Annotated in this window: 18 protein-coding genes; 14 read left to right on the forward strand and 4 right to left on the reverse strand. The window is 64.7% G+C overall.

Annotation, left to right across the window (positions count from 1 at the left end):
- The first annotated feature begins 17 nt into the window (after window positions 1-17).
- From P3T18_RS14085 to P3T18_RS14105, 5 genes are read left to right on the forward strand one after another with little or no spacing between them, the layout of a single operon-like run.
- Window positions 18-884 carry a sterol desaturase family protein gene (locus P3T18_RS14085; protein WP_429300528.1) on the forward strand — a complete coding sequence of 289 codons (867 nt, stop codon included), beginning with the start codon at window positions 18-20 and terminating at the stop codon, window positions 882-884.
- Window positions 881-1,390 carry a TadE/TadG family type IV pilus assembly protein gene (locus P3T18_RS14090; RefSeq protein ID WP_429300529.1) on the forward strand — a complete coding sequence of 170 codons (510 nt, stop codon included), beginning with the start codon at window positions 881-883 and terminating at the stop codon, window positions 1,388-1,390. Before P3T18_RS14085 ends, P3T18_RS14090 begins: the two co-directional genes overlap by 4 nt.
- Before the next feature lies 1 nt (window position 1,391).
- Window positions 1,392-2,051: a TadE/TadG family type IV pilus assembly protein gene (locus P3T18_RS14095; RefSeq protein ID WP_429300530.1), complete on the forward strand. Its 660-nt coding sequence runs from the start codon at window positions 1,392-1,394 to the stop codon at window positions 2,049-2,051.
- A gap of 31 nt (window positions 2,052-2,082) precedes the next feature.
- Window positions 2,083-3,423, forward strand: a complete 1,341-nt coding sequence (locus P3T18_RS14100) for a vWA domain-containing protein (protein WP_429300531.1) — start codon at window positions 2,083-2,085, stop codon at window positions 3,421-3,423.
- A gap of 7 nt (window positions 3,424-3,430) precedes the next feature.
- A complete protein-coding gene (locus P3T18_RS14105; protein ID WP_429300532.1) occupies window positions 3,431-4,132 on the forward strand; it encodes a methyltransferase family protein in 702 nt (233 codons plus the stop codon).
- Here the strand turns inward: P3T18_RS14105 and P3T18_RS14110 are convergent.
- Both P3T18_RS14110 and P3T18_RS14115 read right to left on the reverse strand, forming a co-directional pair.
- The gene (locus P3T18_RS14110) at window positions 4,105-5,277 is read right to left on the reverse strand and encodes an MFS transporter (protein ID WP_429300533.1); all 1,173 of its coding nucleotides are present in this window, start codon (window positions 5,275-5,277) and stop codon (window positions 4,105-4,107) included. The two genes, P3T18_RS14105 and P3T18_RS14110, sit on opposite strands and share 28 nt — an antisense overlap.
- The gene (locus P3T18_RS14115; RefSeq protein WP_429300534.1) at window positions 5,274-6,068 is read right to left on the reverse strand and encodes a DeoR/GlpR family DNA-binding transcription regulator; all 795 of its coding nucleotides are present in this window, start codon (window positions 6,066-6,068) and stop codon (window positions 5,274-5,276) included. Before P3T18_RS14115 ends, P3T18_RS14110 begins: the two co-directional genes overlap by 4 nt.
- Before the next feature lie 382 nt (window positions 6,069-6,450).
- On the opposite strand from P3T18_RS14115, the gene P3T18_RS14120 reads away from it, so the two are divergent.
- On the forward strand, window positions 6,451-8,619 hold the full coding sequence (locus P3T18_RS14120) for a tetratricopeptide repeat protein (RefSeq protein WP_429300535.1): 2,169 nt from the start codon (window positions 6,451-6,453) through the stop codon (window positions 8,617-8,619).
- 51 nt (window positions 8,620-8,670) lie between these two features.
- Here the strand turns inward: P3T18_RS14120 and P3T18_RS14125 are convergent, their stop codons facing one another.
- A complete protein-coding gene (locus P3T18_RS14125; protein ID WP_429300536.1) occupies window positions 8,671-9,270 on the reverse strand; it encodes a molybdopterin-dependent oxidoreductase in 600 nt (199 codons plus the stop codon).
- A gap of 303 nt (window positions 9,271-9,573) precedes the next feature.
- On the opposite strand from P3T18_RS14125, the gene P3T18_RS14130 reads away from it, so the two are divergent.
- Window positions 9,574-10,719 (forward strand): 4-oxalomesaconate tautomerase, encoded by a 1,146-nt coding sequence (locus P3T18_RS14130; protein ID WP_429300537.1) that lies wholly within the window; start codon window positions 9,574-9,576, stop codon window positions 10,717-10,719.
- A 44-nt stretch (window positions 10,720-10,763) separates the two neighbouring features.
- Here the strand turns inward: P3T18_RS14130 and P3T18_RS14135 are convergent, their stop codons facing one another.
- The gene (locus P3T18_RS14135) at window positions 10,764-12,011 is read right to left on the reverse strand and encodes a LysR family transcriptional regulator (RefSeq protein ID WP_429300538.1); all 1,248 of its coding nucleotides are present in this window, start codon (window positions 12,009-12,011) and stop codon (window positions 10,764-10,766) included.
- 402 nt (window positions 12,012-12,413) lie between these two features.
- Here P3T18_RS14135 and P3T18_RS14140 point away from each other — a divergent pair, with 402 nt between their 5' ends.
- The 7 genes from P3T18_RS14140 to P3T18_RS14170 all read left to right on the forward strand — a co-directional run bounded on the left by P3T18_RS14140 (window position 12,414) and on the right by P3T18_RS14170 (window position 21,084).
- Entirely contained in the window at window positions 12,414-13,259 is an 846-nt protein-coding gene (locus tag P3T18_RS14140; protein WP_429300539.1) for a gallate dioxygenase, read from the forward strand.
- A complete protein-coding gene (locus P3T18_RS14145; protein WP_429300540.1) occupies window positions 13,256-13,615 on the forward strand; it encodes a protocatechuate 3,4-dioxygenase in 360 nt (119 codons plus the stop codon). The genes P3T18_RS14140 and P3T18_RS14145 overlap by 4 nt, the downstream gene beginning before the upstream one ends.
- A gap of 107 nt (window positions 13,616-13,722) precedes the next feature.
- Window positions 13,723-15,066 carry an MFS transporter gene (locus P3T18_RS14150; protein WP_429300541.1) on the forward strand — a complete coding sequence of 448 codons (1,344 nt, stop codon included), beginning with the start codon at window positions 13,723-13,725 and terminating at the stop codon, window positions 15,064-15,066.
- A 129-nt stretch (window positions 15,067-15,195) separates the two neighbouring features.
- Window positions 15,196-16,416 (forward strand): porin, encoded by a 1,221-nt coding sequence (locus tag P3T18_RS14155; protein WP_429300542.1) that lies wholly within the window; start codon window positions 15,196-15,198, stop codon window positions 16,414-16,416.
- Between the two features lie 280 nt (window positions 16,417-16,696).
- Window positions 16,697-16,987, forward strand: a complete 291-nt coding sequence (locus P3T18_RS14160) for an RHS repeat domain-containing protein (RefSeq protein WP_429300543.1) — start codon at window positions 16,697-16,699, stop codon at window positions 16,985-16,987.
- Between the two features lie 39 nt (window positions 16,988-17,026).
- Complete coding sequence (locus tag P3T18_RS14165) at window positions 17,027-20,683, forward strand: RHS repeat-associated core domain-containing protein (RefSeq protein ID WP_429300544.1); 3,657 nt, start codon at window positions 17,027-17,029, stop codon at window positions 20,681-20,683.
- Window positions 20,680-21,084, forward strand: coding sequence for a hypothetical protein (locus P3T18_RS14170; RefSeq protein WP_429300545.1), 405 nt, complete (start codon window positions 20,680-20,682; stop codon window positions 21,082-21,084). The genes P3T18_RS14165 and P3T18_RS14170 overlap by 4 nt, the downstream gene beginning before the upstream one ends.
- The last annotated feature ends 145 nt before the right edge of the window (window positions 21,085-21,229 follow it).

Genomic DNA, 21,229 nt, shown 5'->3' on the forward strand with positions numbered 1-21,229 from the left:
ATCACCGGGGAATTTCCATGTTTGCGTCGAGCCCGTTTTCTGACCTGTTGCATCACGCCGGCCTGTGGCTGCGCGGCTATGCGATCGTGCTCGTGATGATGGCGATCGGCGCGGCGCTCGAGCGGCGCCGGCCGATCGAACTCCTGCAGTCGCGCTCGGCGCAGCGCCTGAACATCGTCTACGCGGCTATCTACACGGCGATCGTCGAGGGCCTGCGGCCGCTCACGGCGGCCGCCACCGTCGCCATCGTCAACGGTCTGGGCGGCGGCATGGTGGTGCTGGCCTCGCACGGCTGGGGCGCGCTGGCTTCGTTCGTGATCGTGCTGCTGACCATCGACGTGCTCGAATACGCGTTTCACCGTTTGCAGCACACCTGGCCGCTTCTGTGGAAGCTGCATTCGCTGCACCATAGCGCGCTCGACCTCAACGTGACCGTGACCTTGCGGCATCACTGGCTCGAAGCGCTCATCAAGGGCTGTCTGATGTATCCGCTCGTCGGCGTGCTGTTCAAGGTCGATCCGGTGATCGTCGGTGCAACCACCTTCGTGTTCATGATCGGTAATTACTTCGTGCATCTGAACCTGCGCGTGGACCTCGGCCGCTACACGATCTGGGTCAATAACCCGCAGTTTCACCGTCTGCATCATTCGTCGCGCCCCGAGCATTTCGACCACAACTTCACGCAACTGCTGCCGCTGTGGGATCACCTGTTCGGCACGCTCTGGATTCCGGCGAAACACGAATGGCCGGCCACGGGTCTGGACGACGGCGTCCAGCCGCGTTCGCTGTTCTCGGCCCTGAGCTGGCCGCTGCGCATGCACGCCGGCCGTCCCACGGCGCTCGACGGCAAGCCGGTTGCGATTCTCGACAAGGAGTCGAAATGAAAACCGTGCGCCCGAGGCTCGCCGCGAGCCGCCGCCGGTCCGGCAAACAGGAGGGCGTCGCGACCATCGAATTCGCGCTGCTCGCGCCGCTGCTGTTTCTGCTGCTGTGCATCGCCATGGATCTCGGCGTCGCGCTCTGGGTCAACCTGACCATGCAATATGCCGTGCGCGAAGGCGCGCGCTACTCGATCACGGGTCAGAGCAATCTCGATCCGAACGCGACCAACCAGCAGCGCTATCTGGCCATCGTGCAGGAAATCAAAAACAGCTCGATGGGTCTGTACTCGCTGGTGTCGCCCACGTACACGATCACCATCAACGGCGCGACGCAAAGCTACAACACGCAGACCAGCTACAGCACCGGCATGTTCGGCAGTCCGGGCGACATCGTCGTGTTGCAGATCAACTGCATCTGGCCGCTGCTCACACCGCTGGTCAAGCCGTTCTTCAACAACGGCAAGTTCAGTTTCAGCGTGGCGGCCACCATGCGTAACGAGGGTTTCTGACATGCGCACACGTTCATGGCGGGGAAGCTGGCGTGCGCCGCGACGAGGCGCGCCGGGCCGGCGCGAGCGCGGCATCGTCAGCGTGGAGATGGGCTTGCTGCTGCCCATTCTGGTCGCGCTCGCGTTGCCGGTGTACGACATCGCGCGCAACATCCAGGCGCAGATGATCCTCATCAACGTGAGCCGCGAGGGCGCGAGTCTTTCTTCGCGCGCCTCGCTCACGTATCCGATGCAGACCATCATGAATTCGCTCACGGCGACCACGCCGCCGCTGAACATGGGCTTGCACGGCATGATCTACATCACCGAGATCATGGGCAACAACAACTGCGACGCGAGCGGCAACAACTGCACGGGCGTGGTGGTGGCGCAGTATCGCTGGAACGGCGGCAACTATTATCCGGCGAGCCAGTTGTGGAATTGCGGCACGAGCGGCACGCGCTGGGCGACCGACGGCAGCGGCAGTTGCAGCGGCATTCCGGCGGCGGGTAATGCGTCGCCGGTGGTGAATCTGCTGCAAGGCAAGCTGTCGGACGGCCAGATCGCTTACGCGGTCGAAGCGTTCTATCTGCAAACGCCGTTGCTGGGTTCGCTGAAACTCGGCGGCGGCATCACGACGCCCGCGCTCGCGCCGAATCTCTATGCAATGACAGTGTTCTGAGTCGAATAAAAAAAGCAGGTCGGGGGAAGGGATGAAAACAATAACGCTACGAAAGCGGCGTGAGCGAGGCTCGATCAGCATCATCGTCGCGGTTTCGCTGATCGCCTTGCTGGGTATTCTCGGACTCGCCATCGACTCCGGGCTCGGCTACATGGTCAAGGCGCGGCTCGACGCCGCCACCGACGGTGCGGTGATTGCCGCGGGCGAAGCCGTCACGCGCGGCAGCAACCAGACGCAGCAGACCGCCAACGCGCAGCAGGCAGCCAACGCGTTTTTCGCGGCGAATTATCCGGTCGGCTTTCTCGGCTCGACCGTCACGGCCGGCACGCCTTCGATCGTATTCAATGCGGGCACGGTAACCATCGGCATGACCGCGACGGCGAGCGTGCCGGTCACTTTTGCAAAAACGCTCGGCTTCAAGGTGCTGAACGTCAGTTCGACTTCGCAGGCAATCCGCAAGACGCTCGACATGGCGTTCGTGATCGACACCACGGGGTCGCTGAATACGTCCGGCGTGCCGGCCGCGGTGCGCTCGAACGCCGTGGCATTCCTGAATAATTTCGATGTCACGAACGACCGCGTCGCGCTCATGCACTTCGCCTACGGCACGGTGGTGGACGTGCCGTTCAACGGCAACGCGCGCGGCTTCGACCGCACGACGATGACCAACGACATCAACAACTATTCGTTCAGCGGCAGCACGAACTCGGCGGAAGGCGTCTGGAACGCGCGCAACCAGTTGAACACGGTGATCACCCAGCCGTCGAGTCTGCGCGTGATCGTGTTTTTCTCGGACGGCGCGCCGAACAGCTTCGCCTCGTTCATGACGACCAACCAGAGCGGCTGCAACAACACCGCCGGCACGATCGCGAGTCCGGATAGCTCGGGCACGATGTCCGGTCTCTACAGCATGAATGCGCTTAGCCAGTCGCTCGGCTCGCCGTGCTTCCAGAGCAACGTCACCAAGCTCGTGACCGCATTGCCGAAGTGGTACAACGCGCACAACGTCAACGAACAGACTTTCCCGATCTGGCCGGTGACCGCGCCGCGCGCGGTGCCGAACGGCAACGTCACGTATGTGAACGTCAACCGCGCGTCGCGCAATCTGCTCGAAGCGATGGCGGCTGCGGCGCGTGCCGAAGGAACGTATGTGTTCACGCTCGGTTACGGCGCCGAACTGCTTTCGCCGACCGGTCCGGACAACGAACCGGGTCAGGACATTCTCAAATGCATGGCGAATACCGCGGATTCGCTGGCGCGTTGCTACAACCCCAAGCAGCCCGTCGGCGTGTATTGTTACGCTGCAACGCCGGCCGACCTGAAGCCTTGCTTCTCGCAACTGGCTTCGCAAATCCTCCGCATTTCCAAGTGAGCGCGCGATGACCCCGACCAATCCGATCCACGAACTGGACCGCACGGAAAGCCCGGCGCCCGCCGCCAATCCGGCCGACGGCAGCGCACCCGCCGGTATGCGCGACGCATTGATCGAAGTCGCGTCGAGAGTCGGCGCGGCAACCATGCTCAGCCTGTTCGGCTATGCCACCATCCTGCAATGGCGCGCGCAGCCCTCGCGCATCACGTTGCTGCTGCTGGTGGTGTCCGCCTTCGTGACGGTGGGTCTTTCGCTGTTTTCGCGCGTGCCGGTGCGGCGCGACTGGCGGCCGTTTGCGTTCATCTGCTCGATGGGCGGCACGTATTACTTCCTCGCGGTGCGCCTCGCGCCCGGCACGCAACTGGTGCCGGAGACGGTGGGCGCGGTGCTTCAGGTGCTCGGCATCTTCTGGCAGCTGTTCGCCAAGGCTTCGCTGCGCCGCTCGTTCGGCATCCTGCCGGCTAATCGCGGAGTCGTCTCGCGCGGCGCCTACCGCTTCGTACGGCATCCTATGTATCTCGGCTACTTTGTTACCGACATCGGCTTTCTGCTGGTCAACTTCGGTTTGCAGAACCTGCTGGTGTATAGCTGCCAGTTCGCGCTGCAGGTGGGCCGCATCGTCCGCGAAGAACAGTTGCTATCCGGCGACGAAGGCTATCGCACCTACAAGGGCCGGGTGCGTTACCGCGTGATTCCCGGCGTGTTCTGAACCGCGACCCGCGACGAGCCGCGCACGGCTTTGCCGCCGAGCACGCACACCGTGAGGGTGGCCGCGACCAGCACGCCGAGCGCGAGCCGCAAGCCGATCAGGCCGGCGCCCAGGCCGATCAGCGGCGGTCCGACCAGGAAGCCCGCGTAACCCGCCGTGGCGGCCATCGAAACGCCGATGGCCGGTGTGAGCGTGGAGCGTCCCGCGGCACTGAAAATCACCGGCACGATGTTGGCGAGGCCGACGCCCACCATCGCGAATCCCACGCAGGCAGTGAGCACGGTCGGCACGCTCAGCACCAGCGCCAGTCCCGCCGCCGCGATCAGGCCGCCCACGCCGACGATGCGGCTCGAACCGAAGCGCCGCACCGAGACGTCGCCGATGACCCGGCATGCCGCCATCGAGAACGCGAACGCCGAGTAACCGACGGCCGCCACGCTGGCCGCTTCGTTGAGCGCCGAGCGCAGGTAGACCGCGCTCCAGTCGGCCACCGCGCCTTCCACCAGCATGCAGAGAAAGGCGAGCAGCGCGAGCTTCATCACGGCGGCGTTGGGCAGCACGAAGCCGCCGCCGCCGGCCGCCGCGCGCGGACCGAGATCGCGCAGCGCGAGCAGCGCGGCAAACAGGATGGCGCCGGCGATCAGTGCGTCCGGCACCAGCAGGCCGCCCACCACGCCGATTCCACCGGTCTGAAGCATGGCGCCGGTCGCGGCGCCGAGCAGACCGCCCGCGCTCCACGCCGCGTGAAACGATGACATGATCGGCGACTGCCACTGCGTTTCGATCGCGCTGGCGTGACCGTTCATGGAGACGTCGAGCGCGCCGTTGGCCGCGCCGAGCGCGAGCAGCACGACGCACAGCGAGATCAGATTCGGCGCGAGCGCCGGCAGGGGCAACGCGATCACGAAGGCCGCGCCGAGCAGCGCAGTGGCGCGGCCGCTGCCGAAGCGCGGCGCCAGTTGGCCGGCCAGCGGCATCGCGACGATCGCGCCCAGCGCGAAAGCGAAGAGCGCGATGCCGAGCGAGGTGTCGCTGAGTGCGAGACTTTCCTTGATGCGCGGTACTTCGACGGCCCACGCGCCGATGCCGAAGCCGTTGGCGAGAAAAACGGCCAGCGTGGCGATACGTTCGCGAACGGGTTTCATGATCCGGCCACCATCACGGTGTCGCAGGCTTTTTTCAGGCGCGCGAGATGGGCCGCGGGCACGTCGGCCTCGACGAACAGATAGTCCACGTCGGCGGCGGGCGCGACGAGATACGGCGCGGCGGTGGTCATTTTCTCCGAGGTCACGGCAATCGCGATGGCGCCGCTCGCTTTCACCATGGCGCGCTTGAGTTCGGCTTCTTCGGCGTCGAAGGCGGCCACGCCTTCGTCGAGATCGAAGGCGCAGGCGCCGAGAAAACAGAGGTCGGCGCGCATCTGCTGAACCTGCAACAAGGCCGTGGCGCCGACTGCACCGGCGGCGCGCGAATCCATCTGCCCACCGATCAGCACGACCTTGAAGCCGGGCCGCTCCAGCAGACGCACGCAGGCTTGCGGCGAATTCGTCACGACGGTGAGATTCGCGTGATCCGGCAGCGCGGCGGCAATCGCCACATTGGTCGAGCCGGCGTCGAGCAGGATGATCTGACCGGGACGCACGATCGACGCCGCCGTCGCGGCAAGCGACGCCTTGCGTTCGACGGCTTCGCCCATGCGCACGGAGGTGGCCGTATTGGCCGGCGAGACGACGAGTGCGCCGCCGTAGACGCGCTTGCAGTGTCCCTGATCGGCCAGTTCGCGCAGGTGACGGCGGATGGTGTGCTCGGAAGTCTGGAATTCGGCCGCGAGTTCCGACGCCAGCACGCGGCCCTGACTGCGCAAGCGTTCGAGTATCAGCCGCTCCCGCTCGTCGGGGAGAAGCCCGTCCGCGGCGTCCTGCCTGCTTCGTTGCATGTGTCGGTCCTCTGGTTCGATCTGAAAGGTTCGATCTAAAACGATCATAATCGAGCATAAAGTATCGTAAACGTGTTGTATGCGCAAGCGGTCACACGCGGTCACATTTGGAAAGCTAGGGGATAAAACGCGCTCAGTTCGCCGCCTTGGGCCGGCGCGGATTGTCTTACTCTGAGCACAGATGTCGCCCGCACGGAGCCGTGTTCCGTGGCGGGGCGGTCGTCGCCCGGAGGCAGCACGACTGCACGGCGGGCGGCGGCGCGGCCGACCATCCCGACGCAATCCACACGGCAAAGCAACGAGGACGAACCCGGCGCGCCCGGCCGCTCGCAACATGCGACCGGCGACGCGGCGCGCTGCCGAGTCCGCTGACGACCGCTTCATGATTCAAACGCCGACGCGCGAGCTTGCGCATGCCGACCTCAACCAGCAGGCGGCCTCTCTCTGTTCAGCCGGGCATTACGCCGAGGCGCTCGCCAGCGTCGCGCCGCTGCTCGACGTCGCCGGCACACCGGACGCGTCCGGCGCCGACTGTGCCAGCGGCGCCGCGCAACACGCGACGCCCGCCGCGCGCGCCGACGCCTTGAACATCGCCGGCGTCTGCTCGTTCGCGTTGCGCCGTTTCGCGCAAGCGGAGGTGTACTGGCGCGAATGCCTGCGCACGAAACCGGATTACGCGGAGGTCTACGACAGCCTCGGCATGCTGATGAAGTCGTGCGGAAGGCTTTCGGCGGCCAAGTCCCTGTATCGCCGCTGGGTGGCGCTGCGGCCGTCGCAGGCGCGGGCGCACCATAGCCTCGCCACCGCGCTCTACGGGCTCGGCTACAAGGAAGAGGCGGAGGCTTCGTATCGTCACGCGCTGGAGCTGCAGCCGGATTACGCCGAAGCGCGCTACAACCACGCGCTGGTGCTGCACGACCTGCAACGTCTGGAGGAAGCCGAGGCGGCGTATCGGCAGGCATTGGAAGGCTTGCCCGAACACGCCGAAACCTACAACAACCTCGGTAACGTGCTGGCCGCGCTCGGTCGTCCCGACGAGGCTGATGCAGCATTTCGTCAGGCCTTGACGATCCGGCCGCAATATCCGGAAGCGCTCAGCAATCTCGGCGCCCTGCTGAAACAGGCGGGCCGTTTTGCCGAGGCGGAACTGGCTTGCCGGCTGGCGCTCGCGGTTCGTCCCGATTACGCCGAGGCGCACTTCACGCTCGGCACGACGCTCGCGCAACTGCAGCGTCTGCATGAAGCCGAAGCGGCCTACCGCGACGCGGTCGCGCATCGTGAGGATTATGCGGAGGCGCACTACAACCTCGGACTCGTACTGGCGAGTCTCGAACGATTGAGCGAAGCCGAAACCGCGTATCGCGACGCGATCCGCTGGCGGCCCGACCTCGTTCACGCGCACAACAACCTGGGTTGCGTGCTGCGTCTGCAGGACCGTCTGCCGGATGCGGTCGGCGCTTTCGTGCATGCGCTCAGCCTGTGCCCCGAACTCGCCGAAGCGCATTACAACCTCGGCGCGACGCTCGCGCAGTTGCGACGGCTGCCCGAAGCCGAAAGCGCGTATCGTCGCGCGCTCGTCCTGCGCGCCGACTACGGCGATGCGCGTTTCGGCCTCGCGGTCCTGCTGCTCGGCATGGGCCGTTTCGACGAAGGCTGGCCGCTGTACGAGTGCCGCTACGAGCACGCGGGTTTCGTCCACTTCAGCACGAGGAAGCGCCTGAGTTGTCCGCAGTGGCAGGGTGATGCGCTGCGCGGGCGCACCTTGCTGGTCTGGCAGGAAGACGGTCTGGGCGACATGATCCAGTTCAGCCGTTACTTCGCCTTGCTGAAGGCGCGGGGCGCTTCGCATATCGTCTTCGCGTGCGCGCCTTCGCTGCATCGGCTGATGAGCGAGGTCGAGGGGGTGGACGCCGTGCTCGATCACGACACGGCGCTCGCTGGTTCGTCGCGTTACGACTGCTGGACGAGCCTGATGAGCGCGCCGCTGCACCTGGGCACCGCTGTCGCGACGATTCCGCCGGCGCCCCGCTTTGCCGTGCAAGCGGCGCTTGCCGAACGCTGGCGTGCCGAACTCGACGCGCTGCCCGCGGGGCGTCGCATCGGTCTCGTCTGGAAGGGCAATCTGCTTCATCACAACGACACGCATCGCTCCATGCCCTCGCTGACAGAACTGGCGCCGCTCTGGAGCGTGCCCGATGCACGCTTCGTGAGTCTGCAAAAAGGCGCGGGCGAGGACGAAGCGCGCTGCCCGCCCGCGAATCAGCCCTTGCTCGATCTCGGCTCGCGCGTCGCGGATTACTCCGACACCGCAGCGATCGTCTCGCAACTCGATCTGGTGATCTGCGTGGATACGTCTACGGCGCATCTGGCCGCGTCGCTCGGCAAGCCGTGCTGGGTGATGCTGCCCGCCAGGGACGTGGACTGGCGCTGGATGCACGAACGCGCGGATTCGCCGTGGTATCCGGACACGCTGCGGCTGTTCCGCCGCGCGCCGGGAGAAAGCTGGGCGGTGAGCGTGGAGCGCGTGCGCCAGGCCTTGATGGAGAAGTGAGCCGGGCGTGCCGGCATGGCCTCCATGCAGGGCTCCATGCAGGCCACGGCCTTATGCTTCGATCACCTGAATGTGATAAAGGCCCCACGGACATAACTCGAAGCGGTCTTTCAGCGGCTTGCTCGCGAGTTCGGGAATGGAGTCGGCGTCGTAGACGGCCCACAGCGGACCGATCCCGCCGAGCGGCATCGGCTGGCCGTCTTTATGGGTCGCGACGATGAAGCGCCGGTCGCGCACGGTGTCGAGTTTCGTCATCACCGCATAGCCGTCGACGGCGCGCAGCAGGATCTGCGTGTCGCCCGCGCTGGGCGCGCCGACGCGCTCCAGAATGTCGGTTAGCAAAGGGCCGCTCAAGGTGTGCGCACGCGAATCGTATTCGGTGGTCGGTTTGATGCTCACGGCGGGCAGGCTCGTGAGCCACGCAAAATCGACGCCATAGCCGGCCGAAAACTTCACTTGCTGCTTGGCCATCAATTGATCGAATGCGGGGTCGAGCGCGCCGCGATTACTGCGTTTGATCGCCCCGGTGAGCGTGAGCAGCACCGGCGATGGAGTACACGCTTCATGATGCCGGGGCTTTTGCGCGAAAGCGGGCGCAGCCGTCGCGCCCAGTGCAGCCGCGCTGCTGGCGAGAAATTGGCGCTTGTTCATGGGTTGACTCGTGGTTTCGTGAGAGAGCGATACGCCGGTGGGCAGCGTCGCGGACGTTATTGTCGTGCAAGCTTCGGGGTCTGTGTGACGGCGGCCTGTATAGCGCCGCTGTGCGCGTATCCGTGTGGCGTATGGCGCACCGCCGCCGAGCCGGATGAGCGTGCCGCGAACCTTTGCCTTACGTTCGTCATTCTACCGTCCAATAAACAGATTAGATGGCAAGGCGCGCTCCTTTAGGTGCGCTGCCGGCACGTCCCAAACCTACAATGAGGACTGGAGATAGCGGACGGTAGCTGGACAAAAATGGCAGAAGAAGCGATGGTGGCAGGCAGGGAAACGCAGCAGCGCGCCCAGACGCGCCGGCAAACCCGCATTCCTTGCATGATGATGCGCGGCGGCACGTCGAAAGGCGCGTATTTCATGGCGTCGGATCTGCCTGCCGACACCGCGACCCGCGACCGTGTGCTGCTCGCGGTGATGGGCTCGCCCGATCCGCGGCAGATCGACGGCATGGGCGGCGCCGATCCGCTGACGAGCAAGGTGGCGATCGTTTCGCCGTCGTCGCGCGAAGACGCCGATGTCGACTATCTGTTCGTCCAGGTCGTGGTGAACGAAGCGCGCGTGGATGTCGGCCAGAACTGCGGCAACATTCTCGCGGGCGTCGGACCTTTCGCGATCGAACGCGGACTGGTGGCAGCGCAGGAAGGCACTACGCGCGTCGCGATTCATATGGTCAACACCGGACAGATAGCGGTCGCCACCGTGCTCACGCCGGGCGGCTGCGTGAGCTACGAAGGCGAGACGCGCATCGACGGCGTGCCGGGCTGCGCCGCGCCGATTCCACTCGAATTCAGGGACACCGCCGGCTCGACCTGCGGCGCGCTGCTGCCGACAGGTCATCTGATCGACACGGTGGACGGCGTCGAAGTGACCTGCATCGACAACGGCATGCCGCTCGTCATACTGCGCGCGCGCGATCTCGGCCGCACCGGCTACGAGTCGCGCGAACAGCTCGACGCGGACGCCGACCTGAAAACGCGTGTCGAAGCGATCCGTCTCGCGGCCGGCCCGCTGATGAATCTTGGCGACGTCAGCGCGCGCACGGTACCGAAGATGTGCCTCGTGGCAGAGCCGCGCAACGGTGGAGCGATCGCCACGCGCAGCTTCATTCCGCACCGCTGCCATGCGTCGATCGGCGTGCTGGGCGCGGTGAGCGTGGCAAGCGCCGCCGTATTGCCCGGCACGGTCTGCGAGGGTGTGGCGCAAATCGATTCCGATGGCGCGAGCAAGCGCGTGCAGGTCGAACATCCCACCGGCGAATTCACGGTGGAATTGACGCTCGGCGGCGACCCGGGCCGCCCCGACGTGTTGAGCGCCGCGTTGTTGCGCACGGCGCGCTGGCTGTTCGACGGAGTGGTCGCGATACCGGCCTCGGTCTGGCGGAATTGATCCGCACGGCAATACTGCCGTATCAGAGCATTGTCGAACGCGATCTAGCCGCTCGCGAGACTCACCGTACGCGGCACATCCACCACCGATAAACGGATCGCATCGATCAGCGCGCGTGCCGCCGGCGACGGCGTGCCGACTGCGCGCACGGTCAGGCCGATATCCCGCCGCGTGTTGTGCAAGGCCACGTCCAGCACCGCGAGCTGGCCCGACTCCACTTCGTAATGCAACTGCTGCGCCGACAGCGCCGCGACCATGTCGGTGCCGAGCAGCAGGCCGCGAATCACCGCGAGATCGGCGGTCTCGACCGTCGGCTGGGGCGGTTTCACCTTCATCCGCTTGAATTGCGCCTCAAACAGCGCGCGCGCCGGCGCGTGGCTGCGCGGCAGAATCCATTGCGCGTCGCGCAGATCCGTGATGCCCGGTTCGCGCACGCGCAGCAGCGGATGATCGCGACGTACCAGCAGAACCATGTGGTCCGACATCAGCCGCTCGTTTTTCAGACCGCTGGCCGCATCGTTTTCCCGCAGCGCGCCGAGAATGAAATCGATATCGCCCGCACGCAAACCCGCCACCAGCGCTTCGTAGTTGCTTTCGTCCGTGACGACCCGCACGCCGGGGTTGTCCACGGACAAACGGGCGATCGCTTTCGGCAGGATCAGCGTGCGCCCGAGCGGCAGCGCGCCCACCGTCACCGCGCCCTGAATCTTGCCGTGCAACGCGGCCATGTCGTCCGGTACGTGACGCAGTTCGTTCAGCGCGCGGCGCACGTACAGCAGAAACGTTTCGCCTTCGGCCGTGAGCAGAATGCCGCGCGGACTACGGTGGAACAGACTCATGCCGGCGCCGCTCTCCAGCACGCGAATGGCCGCGCTGACCGCCGGCTGGCTGATGCCGAACGTCTTCGCCGCACTCGGCATGTGCCGATGGCGCGCAAGCGCGGCGAACAGCTGCAAACGCCGCGTATTGAGCAGATACGCCGGCAGCGCGCCTTCCGCAACCGGACGGCGGCGCGTCTGGCGTGCCGAGCACCATTGCGCGAGTTCTTCCAGTTCGCCGAAGATGCGCTCGCTGCGCTGTAGCACCGCGCGGCCCGCCGGAGTGGGCAGCATGCCCGCTGGGCCGCGGTCGAACAGCGGCTCGCCGAGTGCCGCTTCCAGTTCCTGGACGGAACGCGTCACCGCCGACTGCGCGCGGAACAGCGCGGCGGCCGCGCGCGTCGCGCTGCCCATGTCGGCGACGAGGCGAAATGCGCGCAATTGCGCCAGATTCAGAAGTTCTTTGCTGCTCATGGGAGCCTTGCCCGGTGTGACCGTCTGCACTGATTCGACGCCGCCAGTATAGCCACGCGTCGCGCGCCGTACCACGGCCGCCACGGGGCTTGCGAGTTCGTTTCGGGGTCATCTGTTCTGTTTATCGGGCTGGTGCAGGAAGGGCGCGGCGGCGAGCCTGGGCCGGCATCGGCGGCATGGCCTGAATGCCTTGCCCCGTAAGGCGCACGGCGTTTCGGCGTGGCGTAGGAACAGGCTGAGGAAAGCTGCCGAAAGAAGTTTTGTCCATTCGTGTGTGGTTTACCCGCACTTTCTACGGGTACGCGGAATCCCTATCGTTGAATCCTGACAGGGTTGCGAAGCCGGCGGCCTGAACGGACGGCGCGCACGTTGCGTGCAGCACGAAGTAACGGAAGACAGGATATGGCAAGGATCATTGGTGGAATCGGAACGTCGCACGTGCCGACAATCGGCATGGCGTACGACAAGGGCAAGCAGAACGACCCCGCGTGGGCGCCGCTTTTCAAGGGCTACGAGCCGGTCGCGCAGTGGCTCGCCGAGCGCAAGCCGGACGTCATGGTGATGTTCTACAACGACCATGCCAACAGTTTTTTCTTCGACTGCTATCCGACTTTCGCGCTGGGTGTTTCACCGAGTCACGAATTCGCCGACGAAGGCGCGGGCAAGCGGCCCTTGCCCGATATCGCCGGCCATCCCGATCTGGCGATTCACATCGCCGAGCAACTCGTGAACGACGAATTCGATCTGACGATTTTTCAGGACCGTCCGCTCGATCACGGCTGCAATTCGCCGCTTTCGCTGATGCTGCCGCACGAAGGCGGCTGGCCGATGGCGATCGTGCCGATGGAAGTCAACGTGCTGCAATATCCGCTGCCGACCGCGAATCGCTGCTATCGGCTCGGCCAGGCGCTGCGGCGGGCCATCGAATCGTTCGAGCAGGACCTGGACGTGGTCGTGGTGGGCACGGGCGGTTTGTCCCATCAGGTGCACGGCGAGCGCAGCGGCTTCAACAATACGGATTGGGACATGGAGTTTCTCGATCTGATCGTGCGCGATCCGCAAAAGCTCGCGGCGATGAAGCACGTGGACTACGTGCGGCTCGGCGGTGCGGAAAGCGTCGAGACCATCATGTGGCTCGCCATGCGCGGCGCGCTGGGCCCGACGGTGCGTGAACTGCATCGCAACTACTACCTCGCCACCAGCACCGCGATGGCCGTGACGATCTACGAAGACGAGGTGGCGCAATGAACCCGCAACTGACCGGCGTGGAAGAACTCACGGGCACGTATCCGTTCGATATCCGCCAGAGCATCAAGGCAATGCGTCTGAACCGCTTTTTCTGGCAGATGCGCGAGGCGTCCGCGCGCGCACTGTGGCTGGAAAATCGTGCGGCCGCGTATGACGCCGCGAAGCTCACGGCGCAAGAACGCGCGCTCGTCGACAACACCGACTGGATCGGACTGATTCGCTACGGCGTGTGCTTCTTCGTGCTGGAGAAGTTCGCGCGCGTGGTGAAGATCACCAACCTCGGCATGTACGCCAGCATGCGCGGCGAAACGCTCGAAGCGTTTCTGAAAACGCGCCTGGTGCCCGACGCCGTGTAAGACACGGGCTTCGGCGCCGCCGTCAGCGGCCTTTTCATTTCATACCAACAAGAACCCCGGCTTCGACAGAAACCGGGGACGGGAAACTATTTTCTCCGGAGACACGCATGAAATCTGCAGACTCGGTCGACATCAAGGCGTTCATCGACGCGCGCAAGGTGTCGGCATACCAATGGCTCGTGCTCGCACTCTGTTTCGTGATCGTCATGATGGACGGACTCGATACGGCGGTGATGGGTTTCGTTGCGCCGGTCATCATGCACGACTGGACCGTGAGCCGGGCGGCCTTCGGTCCGGTGATGAGCGCCGCGATGGTCGGACTCGCGATCGGCGCGCTGACTGCCGGCCCGATTGCGGATCGCATCGGCCGCAAGAAAGTGCTGGTGGCGTCCGTGTTGTGCTTCGGCTTTTTCAGCTTGCTGTGCGCCTTCGCGCAATCGCCCGTGCAACTCGTGGCGCTGCGCTTTCTGACCGGTCTCGGCCTCGGCGCCGCCATGCCGAACTCCACCACCTTGCTCTCCGAATACGTGCCGTCGCGCAGCCGTTCGCTGTTGCTCACCATCATGTTCACCGGCTTCAATTTCGGCTCGGGAGCGGGCGGTTTCGTCGCGGCCTCGCTGATTCCGCATTTCGGCTGGCGCGCCGTATTCATGTTCGGCGGCATTCTGCCGATTCTCAGCGTGCCGCTGCTGCTGTGGCTGCTGCCGGAGTCCGCGCGTCTGATGCTGGTGCGCAAGATGCCGGTGGAGCGCATTTCCGCGACGCTCGGGCGCGTCTGCGGTCATGTGTTCGCCAAAGACGTGCGCTTCACCGCACCCGAACCCGTGGTAGCCGCAAAAGCGCCGGTCCGCATGCTGTTCGCCGACGGTTACGCGTTCAGCACGTTGATGCTGTGGCTCACGTATTTCATGGGACTGCTGATCATCTATCTGCTGACCGGCTGGTTGCCCACGCTCATCAAGGACGCGGGCCTGCCCGTCGAACGTGCTGCCGCGATCACCGGACTGTTCCAGCTCGGCGGCACGGTGGGCGCCGTGGCAGTCGGCTTCGCCATGGACCGGCTCGACCGCAATGCCGTGATCGGCGCGGCGTATCTGCTCGGCGGCGCGTTCATCTTCGCATTGGGCATGGGCACGCTGAAATCTAACCTGCTGCCGGTATTGGTGACGTGCGCCGGCTTCTTCATGAGCGGAGCGCAGACGGGCCTCAATGCGCTCGCGCCGAGCTGCTATCCCACTCGTGCACGTGCCACCGGCGTCAGCTGGATGCTCGGCTTCGGACGCCTCGGCGGAATTCTCGGCTCGCTGGTGGGCGGCGCCTTGCTCTCGCTCGGCTTCAGCTTCGAAACGGTATTCGCCGTACTCGCCGTGCCCGCGCTGATTGCCGCAGCTGCCATCGTGATGAACCGGCTCGCGCTGCGCTTTATCACGAGCCCGGTGGCGGATGCGTGAAGACTTGCGGGATCCGGCGGTGCCGCGAGTCTGACGAACCCTGTTGCCGAAGCCGCCCTGATTGCATGACGACTGGCGGCATCTAAAAAAAGTATTTCAACAACACGTATAAAACTGGAGATATTTAGCATGACGAAATCAATCAGGCGAGTGGACGCCGTTCTGTTCGGCGCTGCGCTTGCGAGTGCCATGCCGGCCTTCGCGCAAAGCAGCGTGACCTTGTACGGGATTGTCGATAACGGCGTGTCGTACACGAATAACCAGACCACGCTCGGCTCGACCGGCAACGGCAAATCGGCTGTGAAGATGACGCCGGGCGTGTGGGCGGGCAGCCGCTTCGGCCTGAAGGGCGGCGAAGATCTGGGCGGCAATACCAAGGCGATTTTCCAGCTCGAATCCGGCTTCAACTCGGCGAGCGGCGCCCAGCAATACACCAATGCGATGTTCGGCCGCCAGGCCTGGGTCGGCGTGACCAATCCCACGTACGGCACGTTCACGGCGGGGCGGCAGTATGCGTCGTACTACCAGCTGCTTTCGCCCTATAGCCCGACGACGTGGATCACCGGCTACTACGGTGCGCATCCCGGCGATATCGACGGCCTCGACACGATCTATCGCGCGAACAACACGCTGGAGTACACGTCACCGAAACTGTACGGCGTGACGGTGAGCGGTTCGTATTCGCTCGGCGGCGTGGCCGGCAGCACGAATCGCGGCTCGACGTGGTCGACCGCGGTGCAGTATGCGATGGGCCCCGTCGGACTCGCGGTGGGTTTTTCGCGCATCAACAATTCGACCGAGGGCGGCGGCGCGTGGGGCGCGGATTCCACCACGACCAACGGCGGCTCGCAGATCGGCGTGTCCGCGCTCACCAACGGCTATCAGACCGCGCAGGCGCAGCAGCGCTTTGCCGTGGGCGGCGGCTATGTTTTCAACAGCGCATGGGACGTGAGCGCCACGTATTCGAACGTGCAGTACGTGCCGGGCACGGGTTCGAAATTCCACGACACGGCGATCTTCAACACGGGCGGTCTGGTGCTGCACTGGAAGCCGGCCGTGGCATGGGATTTCGGCGCGGGATACAGCTATACGCGAGCGACGCGCGCCAACGGTATCGACGATAACGCGCAGTATCACCAGTTCAATCTGTCACAGTACTACTCGCTGTCGAAGCGGACCGGACTGTATGCGCTGGAGGCGTATCAGAAGGCGAAGGGCAAGACGCTCGGCACGAACGGGGCAGGGCAGATCATCGACGCCACCGCGACGATCGGCGATGGCTATAACAGCACGCCGTCGGGGTCGAGTAATCAGCTGGCGGTGGGGGTGGGGATTATTCATCGGTTTTGACCGAGATCGCGCTCGGTCTTGCGCGTGATAGGGAAGTGATGCGATGCCGTCCAGTTGAGAAACTGGACGGCATTTTTCTTTGGTGGACGCCAATGTTTTGATCGCGATCAACGGCGTAACCGTTGACCAAATTTGACACAAAAGAAGTGGGTTTTACAGCGCGCTTTCGATATCTTGTTTGGCAATGCAAAACAAATCTGTTGCTGAATAGCCGAGGGGATATCGATTGTCTGTCAGAACGTTTTTTGAGCCCGGACGCGTTACTGCGCGCGTCGCCTCGTTGCGGACCCCGTCTGCACGACTCGCGGTTCGCTGCCTGCTGATGGGCAGTGTCTGCGCCGCCGCGCTCGCCCACGCGGACGACATTGCCTACGGCTACGACCCGCTGGGCCGTCTCACGTCCGTCACCGTGGCAGGCGCCACCGCTTATTACGACTACGACGCGGCGGGCAACATCACGGCCATCAGACGGCAGGGAACACTGGTTTCCGACCGTTCGCAGGACGCCGCCGGTTCCGTTGCCACCGTGCCCGGCAAGCCACCTTCCGTCACGCAGACCGCCGGGCGCTAGCGCGTCAGTCCGTTTCCCTTTTCCGTTCTGGTTGATTTCATGCAATCTGTCGACGCAGTTCTCGCGCGTCGGGCCTGTGCTCGTCCGTTCATTGTCCTGTTTTTCATGCTGCTGTCGTGGTTCGCGGCGCCGCAGGCGCGCGCCCTCGAATGCAGCACGCTGTATGCGCTCTCCGGTGCGTATCCGGCCGACCCGCAGTGCCCGCTGAAAGCGGCATCGGCCAACTTCGGCGGGCTGGGCGGCTATGTGTGCGGCGACACCGCCACCATCGCCGCCTATTGCGGCAGCCCGAGCGGCACCGACATCGACGAGCCGGCTTCACCCGAAGACAGCACCGCGCTCGACGGCGATGGCGTGGACGGTCAGGCGGGCAGCGCCGGTGGTTGTGGCGGTGGCGGCGGTGGCGTGGCAGGCGACGCCACCGCCGGTTGCGGCAGCAGCACCTCGGGCGGCGACCCGGTGCGCCTGTTCACCGGGAAGTTCCATCTGGTCGCGCACGACCTGCATCTGGCCGACACGATTGCGGCCGACCTCGCGCGCGTCTATCGCAGCGGCGCCTACGACGGCAGCGGCCGTCCGATGGCGGGCGCCTTCGGTGTCGGCACGACGTTCAACTACGACAGCTACCTCGCGCTAGGTGCGGCCGACGCCAACGGCATCCGCCAGAGCGTGCAGCTCGTGCTGGCCAGTGGCGTGCGGGTGCCGTTCACCGCGCGCGCCGGCAGCAGCAACGCCTGGGACGATCTCACAAGCCCGGGCGAGTACTACCGGGCGAGCCTGACCACCAGCGGCTCGACGCGCGTGCTCACGCTGCGCGATGGCCGCGTGCGCCAGTTCGCGATGACCGCAGGGCGCTATCGCCTGAGCAGCCTGCAGGACCGCAACGGCAACACGGTCACGATCACACGCGACAGCAGCACCGGCGCCGTCACCCGCATCACCAGCCCCAATGGCCGTGTACTGACATTCACGACGGTCGTGGGCGCGCGTGGCACACCGCTCGTCTCGCGTGTCACCGATCCGCTGAACCGCCAGGTGAGCTACCAGTACGACGGTCAGGACCGCCTCACGCAGGTGACCGACGCGAACGGTGGCGTATGGCAATACGGCTGGGACAGCAGAAGCCGTCTCGTGAGCGTGACCGATCCCGAGGGCAATGTCCAGGTCACCAATACCTACGACACGAACGACCGCGTCACGTCCCAGACGCTCGCCGATCACAGCACCTTCGGCTTTGCCTACACCGTGACGGCCGGCCGGGTCGCGCAGACGGACGTTACCGACCGGCGCGGCAGCATCCGGCGCGTCGTGTTCGACGCCAACGGTCGTGTCGTGAAGAACACCTATCCGGCGGACCAGCCGCTCGCGCAGACCCAGACCTTTGCGCGCGACGCAACGGGACGCGTGACGGACCTCAGCGCAGGTGATCGCCAGTACACGTACGCGTACGACACGAACGGCAACCGTACGCTCGAGCGCGACCAGTCCGGCACGCTCGTCACGCGCACCTTCGACAGCTACAACGCCCTGCTCGGCGAAGCGCAGGCGGGTGACGCGCAGCGCGGCGTGAGCACCGTGTACACCTACGACGCGCGCGGCAACCCGCTGACGGTGACCGACCGCCTGGGTAACCGCACCACCTTCACCAGCGATGCGCAGGGACGCCTCCTGACGGTCACCGACCCACTCAAGGGCGTGACGAAGTACACGTGGACGGGCGCCGACCTGACGGCCATCACCGATCCGCTGAACCGCACGACGCAGTTCACGCCCGACGCCGCGGGGCGGATCACGGCGATGCGCGATCCACTGGGGCATGTGACGGCCCGCACGCTCGATGCGCTGGACCGTACGCTGACCGTCACCGACGCGCTGGACGGCGTCACCCGCTTCACGTGGGACCGCAACGGCCGCCTGCTGGCGGAAAGCGACCCGAAGGGCGTGAGCACGCAGTACACGTACAACGCGGTGGGCCGGCCGGTGAGCAGGACCGATCCGCTGGGCCATACCGAAACGTGGACGTGGACCAGCGCCGGGCAACTGGCGTCGGCGACCGACCGGCTGAACCAGATAAGGACGTACGTCTACGATGCGGCCGGACAGCTGGTCAGCGTTTATTTTCCCCCGCTGGGCAATCCGAACGGCAGGCCGCTGCGCAACTGGAGTTACGACTGGGACGCGTACGGGAGGCTGCAGCACACGATCGACACCGGGTCTGGCCAGCCGCCAAGGGGAACGACTCGCACGTATGACAGTGTGACCGGCTATGCCAACGGTTTTTCGGAGATCGGCAGCTCGCAGGGGCTGGTATCGCTGGGCTACGACGCGGACAGTCGCGATCTCTCGCGCCTCGACATGAACGACACGTCGGTGGCGTACCAGCGCGACGCCGAACACCGCGTCACGCAGATCAGCTACACGCTGAACGGCGAGCCAGCCCGCGTGTTCGGCTACGCCTACGACGCACTCGGCCGGCGCAGTCAGGCGACGCTGGCCAACGGCATCACGATTACCTATGCATGGGACGCGGCCAGCCAGCTGACCGGCATCACGTACCGGCGCGCCGACGGCAGCGTGCTGGGCGACCTGACGTATGGCTACGACCTTGCCGGGCGTCGCGTGAGCGCGGGCGGCAGCCTGGCGAAAGTGGACCTGCCGCAGGCGGTGAACGACGCGCAGTACAACGCGGCGAACCAGCTCACGCGCTGGTCGGGCAAAACACTGACGTACGACCTGAACGGCAACCTCGCCAGCGACGGCGTGAACCAGTACAGCTGGAACGCGCAGGGGCTGCTTGCGGGCATCACCGGCGGCGTGACGGCGAGCTTCATCTACGACATCGACGGTCACCGGCGCGACCAGACGGTCAACGGTCACCGGACGCAGTCGTACTGGATCGGCGACGAACTGAGCTTCACGATCGGCGACGACGATTACGCGCATCGCAACCGGCTGTTCTCACCGTATCCGGAGACGGGGCTGGACGAGCTGACGTACCAGCGCATCGGCGACGACGCGAGCCAGGACCGCTATGTCCTGCGCGACGCGAACAACAACGTGATCGCATTGACGGATGCGAACCAGCAGAGCCAGACGCAGTACCGGTATCAGCCGTACGGCGTGACCACGCAGACGGGCGCGGCGTATCCGAATACGCAGCAGTACACGGGGCGGGAGAACGACGGGACGGGGCTGTATTACTACCGGAACCGGTATTACAGTCCGGCGACGGGACGGTTCATCAGTGAAGATCCGATTGGCTGGGCGAGTGGGCAGACGAATGCGTATGCTTATGTGGGTGGGGATCCGGTGCAACTGACTGATCCGGCGGGGTTGCAGTGGGCGATCGGGGGATATACCCCAGTTCCGTTCGTTCCTGGCAGTGGAAGAGGTCCTTGGACGCCTGGATCGCATTCGCGAGGGGTTGACGACTGGCCAAACGATTCCGCGGGTGGAACCTTTGCGGACGGCAACGCTGATGATCCTGTTGTTTATCCTAACAATCCAACCGAAGCACCGGAGAGGTTTGGCAATATCAATGGTAGCCGCGGAAAGCAATGTATCGATGGATCCGTTTGGGAAAAGGATACGTCTAGTCACGGTGGTGATCAGTGGAAGCGTTGGCCGAATCGGAAATCGTGGGAAAACGGCCGTGCCCCTCAAAGCATCTGGCCGGATGGACGTATCCGAAAATGAAGACCGAAGGAAAATATATGCCAGTCAAATTCAGTGAATTGTTCTCTCGTGCAATTTCCGAGTGGCCTGTCGAAATCGATTTGCGTTCTCTCTCGCCGAGCGTATCCGGATCGGGTCGATATTCCATCGAGGGACTTTACGACATGGCAGATGAGCTTGAAGGTCGATATATTGGCTCTCCTGAAGAAACGATAATGCGCAACCTGCATACTGCACTCTACGAGGTACTTCTTGGCGTCGCCGCCTACGTTGTACGGATCAAGTTGGTTGATTTGCGAGCTGAAGAGGTTCAGCTTCGCCTGGAGCGGCGCCTTCGGGAGTATCTTGCGGCGCCGGAAGATTGCCGTCCTCAAGACATCGAACTATGCGAGCGCTATTTTGCTGAGAACGGTCGAAAGTGAGAGACGCCTTTTCGGAACTATACGGCTTACCAACCTGGCAGGTTCGGAAGGGAGTTGGCTCGTTTCTTACTCTTGAATTCGGGGCGCCGCGTCTGCGAATTCGGGAGCCTTACATATCCCAATCGGCCTCGCCATCTGCTCGAAG

Origin of the sequence: Paraburkholderia sp. GAS199 (assembly GCF_050436585.1) — a bacterium.
In the GTDB taxonomy this organism is placed as follows: domain Bacteria; phylum Pseudomonadota; class Gammaproteobacteria; order Burkholderiales; family Burkholderiaceae; genus Paraburkholderia.

Coding starts and splice junctions, on each gene's coding strand:
- P3T18_RS14085 (WP_429300528.1), top strand. CDS start 18: ATGTTTGCGTCGAGCCCGTTTTCTGACCTGTTGCATCACGCCGGCCTG.
- P3T18_RS14095 (WP_429300530.1), top strand. CDS start 1,392: ATGCGCACACGTTCATGGCGGGGAAGCTGGCGTGCGCCGCGACGAGGC.
- P3T18_RS14120 (WP_429300535.1), top strand. CDS start 6,451: ATGATTCAAACGCCGACGCGCGAGCTTGCGCATGCCGACCTCAACCAG.
- P3T18_RS14125 (WP_429300536.1), bottom strand. CDS start 9,270: ATGAACAAGCGCCAATTTCTCGCCAGCAGCGCGGCTGCACTGGGCGCG.
- P3T18_RS14165 (WP_429300544.1), top strand. CDS start 17,027: ATGCAATCTGTCGACGCAGTTCTCGCGCGTCGGGCCTGTGCTCGTCCG.
- P3T18_RS14105 (WP_429300532.1), top strand. CDS start 3,431: ATGACCCCGACCAATCCGATCCACGAACTGGACCGCACGGAAAGCCCG.
- P3T18_RS14110 (WP_429300533.1), bottom strand. CDS start 5,277: ATGAAACCCGTTCGCGAACGTATCGCCACGCTGGCCGTTTTTCTCGCC.
- P3T18_RS14170 (WP_429300545.1), top strand. CDS start 20,680: ATGAAGACCGAAGGAAAATATATGCCAGTCAAATTCAGTGAATTGTTC.
- P3T18_RS14090 (WP_429300529.1), top strand. CDS start 881: ATGAAAACCGTGCGCCCGAGGCTCGCCGCGAGCCGCCGCCGGTCCGGC.
- P3T18_RS14140 (WP_429300539.1), top strand. CDS start 12,414: ATGGCAAGGATCATTGGTGGAATCGGAACGTCGCACGTGCCGACAATC.
- P3T18_RS14150 (WP_429300541.1), top strand. CDS start 13,723: ATGAAATCTGCAGACTCGGTCGACATCAAGGCGTTCATCGACGCGCGC.
- P3T18_RS14130 (WP_429300537.1), top strand. CDS start 9,574: ATGGCAGAAGAAGCGATGGTGGCAGGCAGGGAAACGCAGCAGCGCGCC.
- P3T18_RS14115 (WP_429300534.1), bottom strand. CDS start 6,068: ATGCAACGAAGCAGGCAGGACGCCGCGGACGGGCTTCTCCCCGACGAG.
- P3T18_RS14135 (WP_429300538.1), bottom strand. CDS start 12,011: ATGAGCAGCAAAGAACTTCTGAATCTGGCGCAATTGCGCGCATTTCGC.
- P3T18_RS14155 (WP_429300542.1), top strand. CDS start 15,196: ATGACGAAATCAATCAGGCGAGTGGACGCCGTTCTGTTCGGCGCTGCG.
- P3T18_RS14100 (WP_429300531.1), top strand. CDS start 2,083: ATGAAAACAATAACGCTACGAAAGCGGCGTGAGCGAGGCTCGATCAGC.
- P3T18_RS14145 (WP_429300540.1), top strand. CDS start 13,256: ATGAACCCGCAACTGACCGGCGTGGAAGAACTCACGGGCACGTATCCG.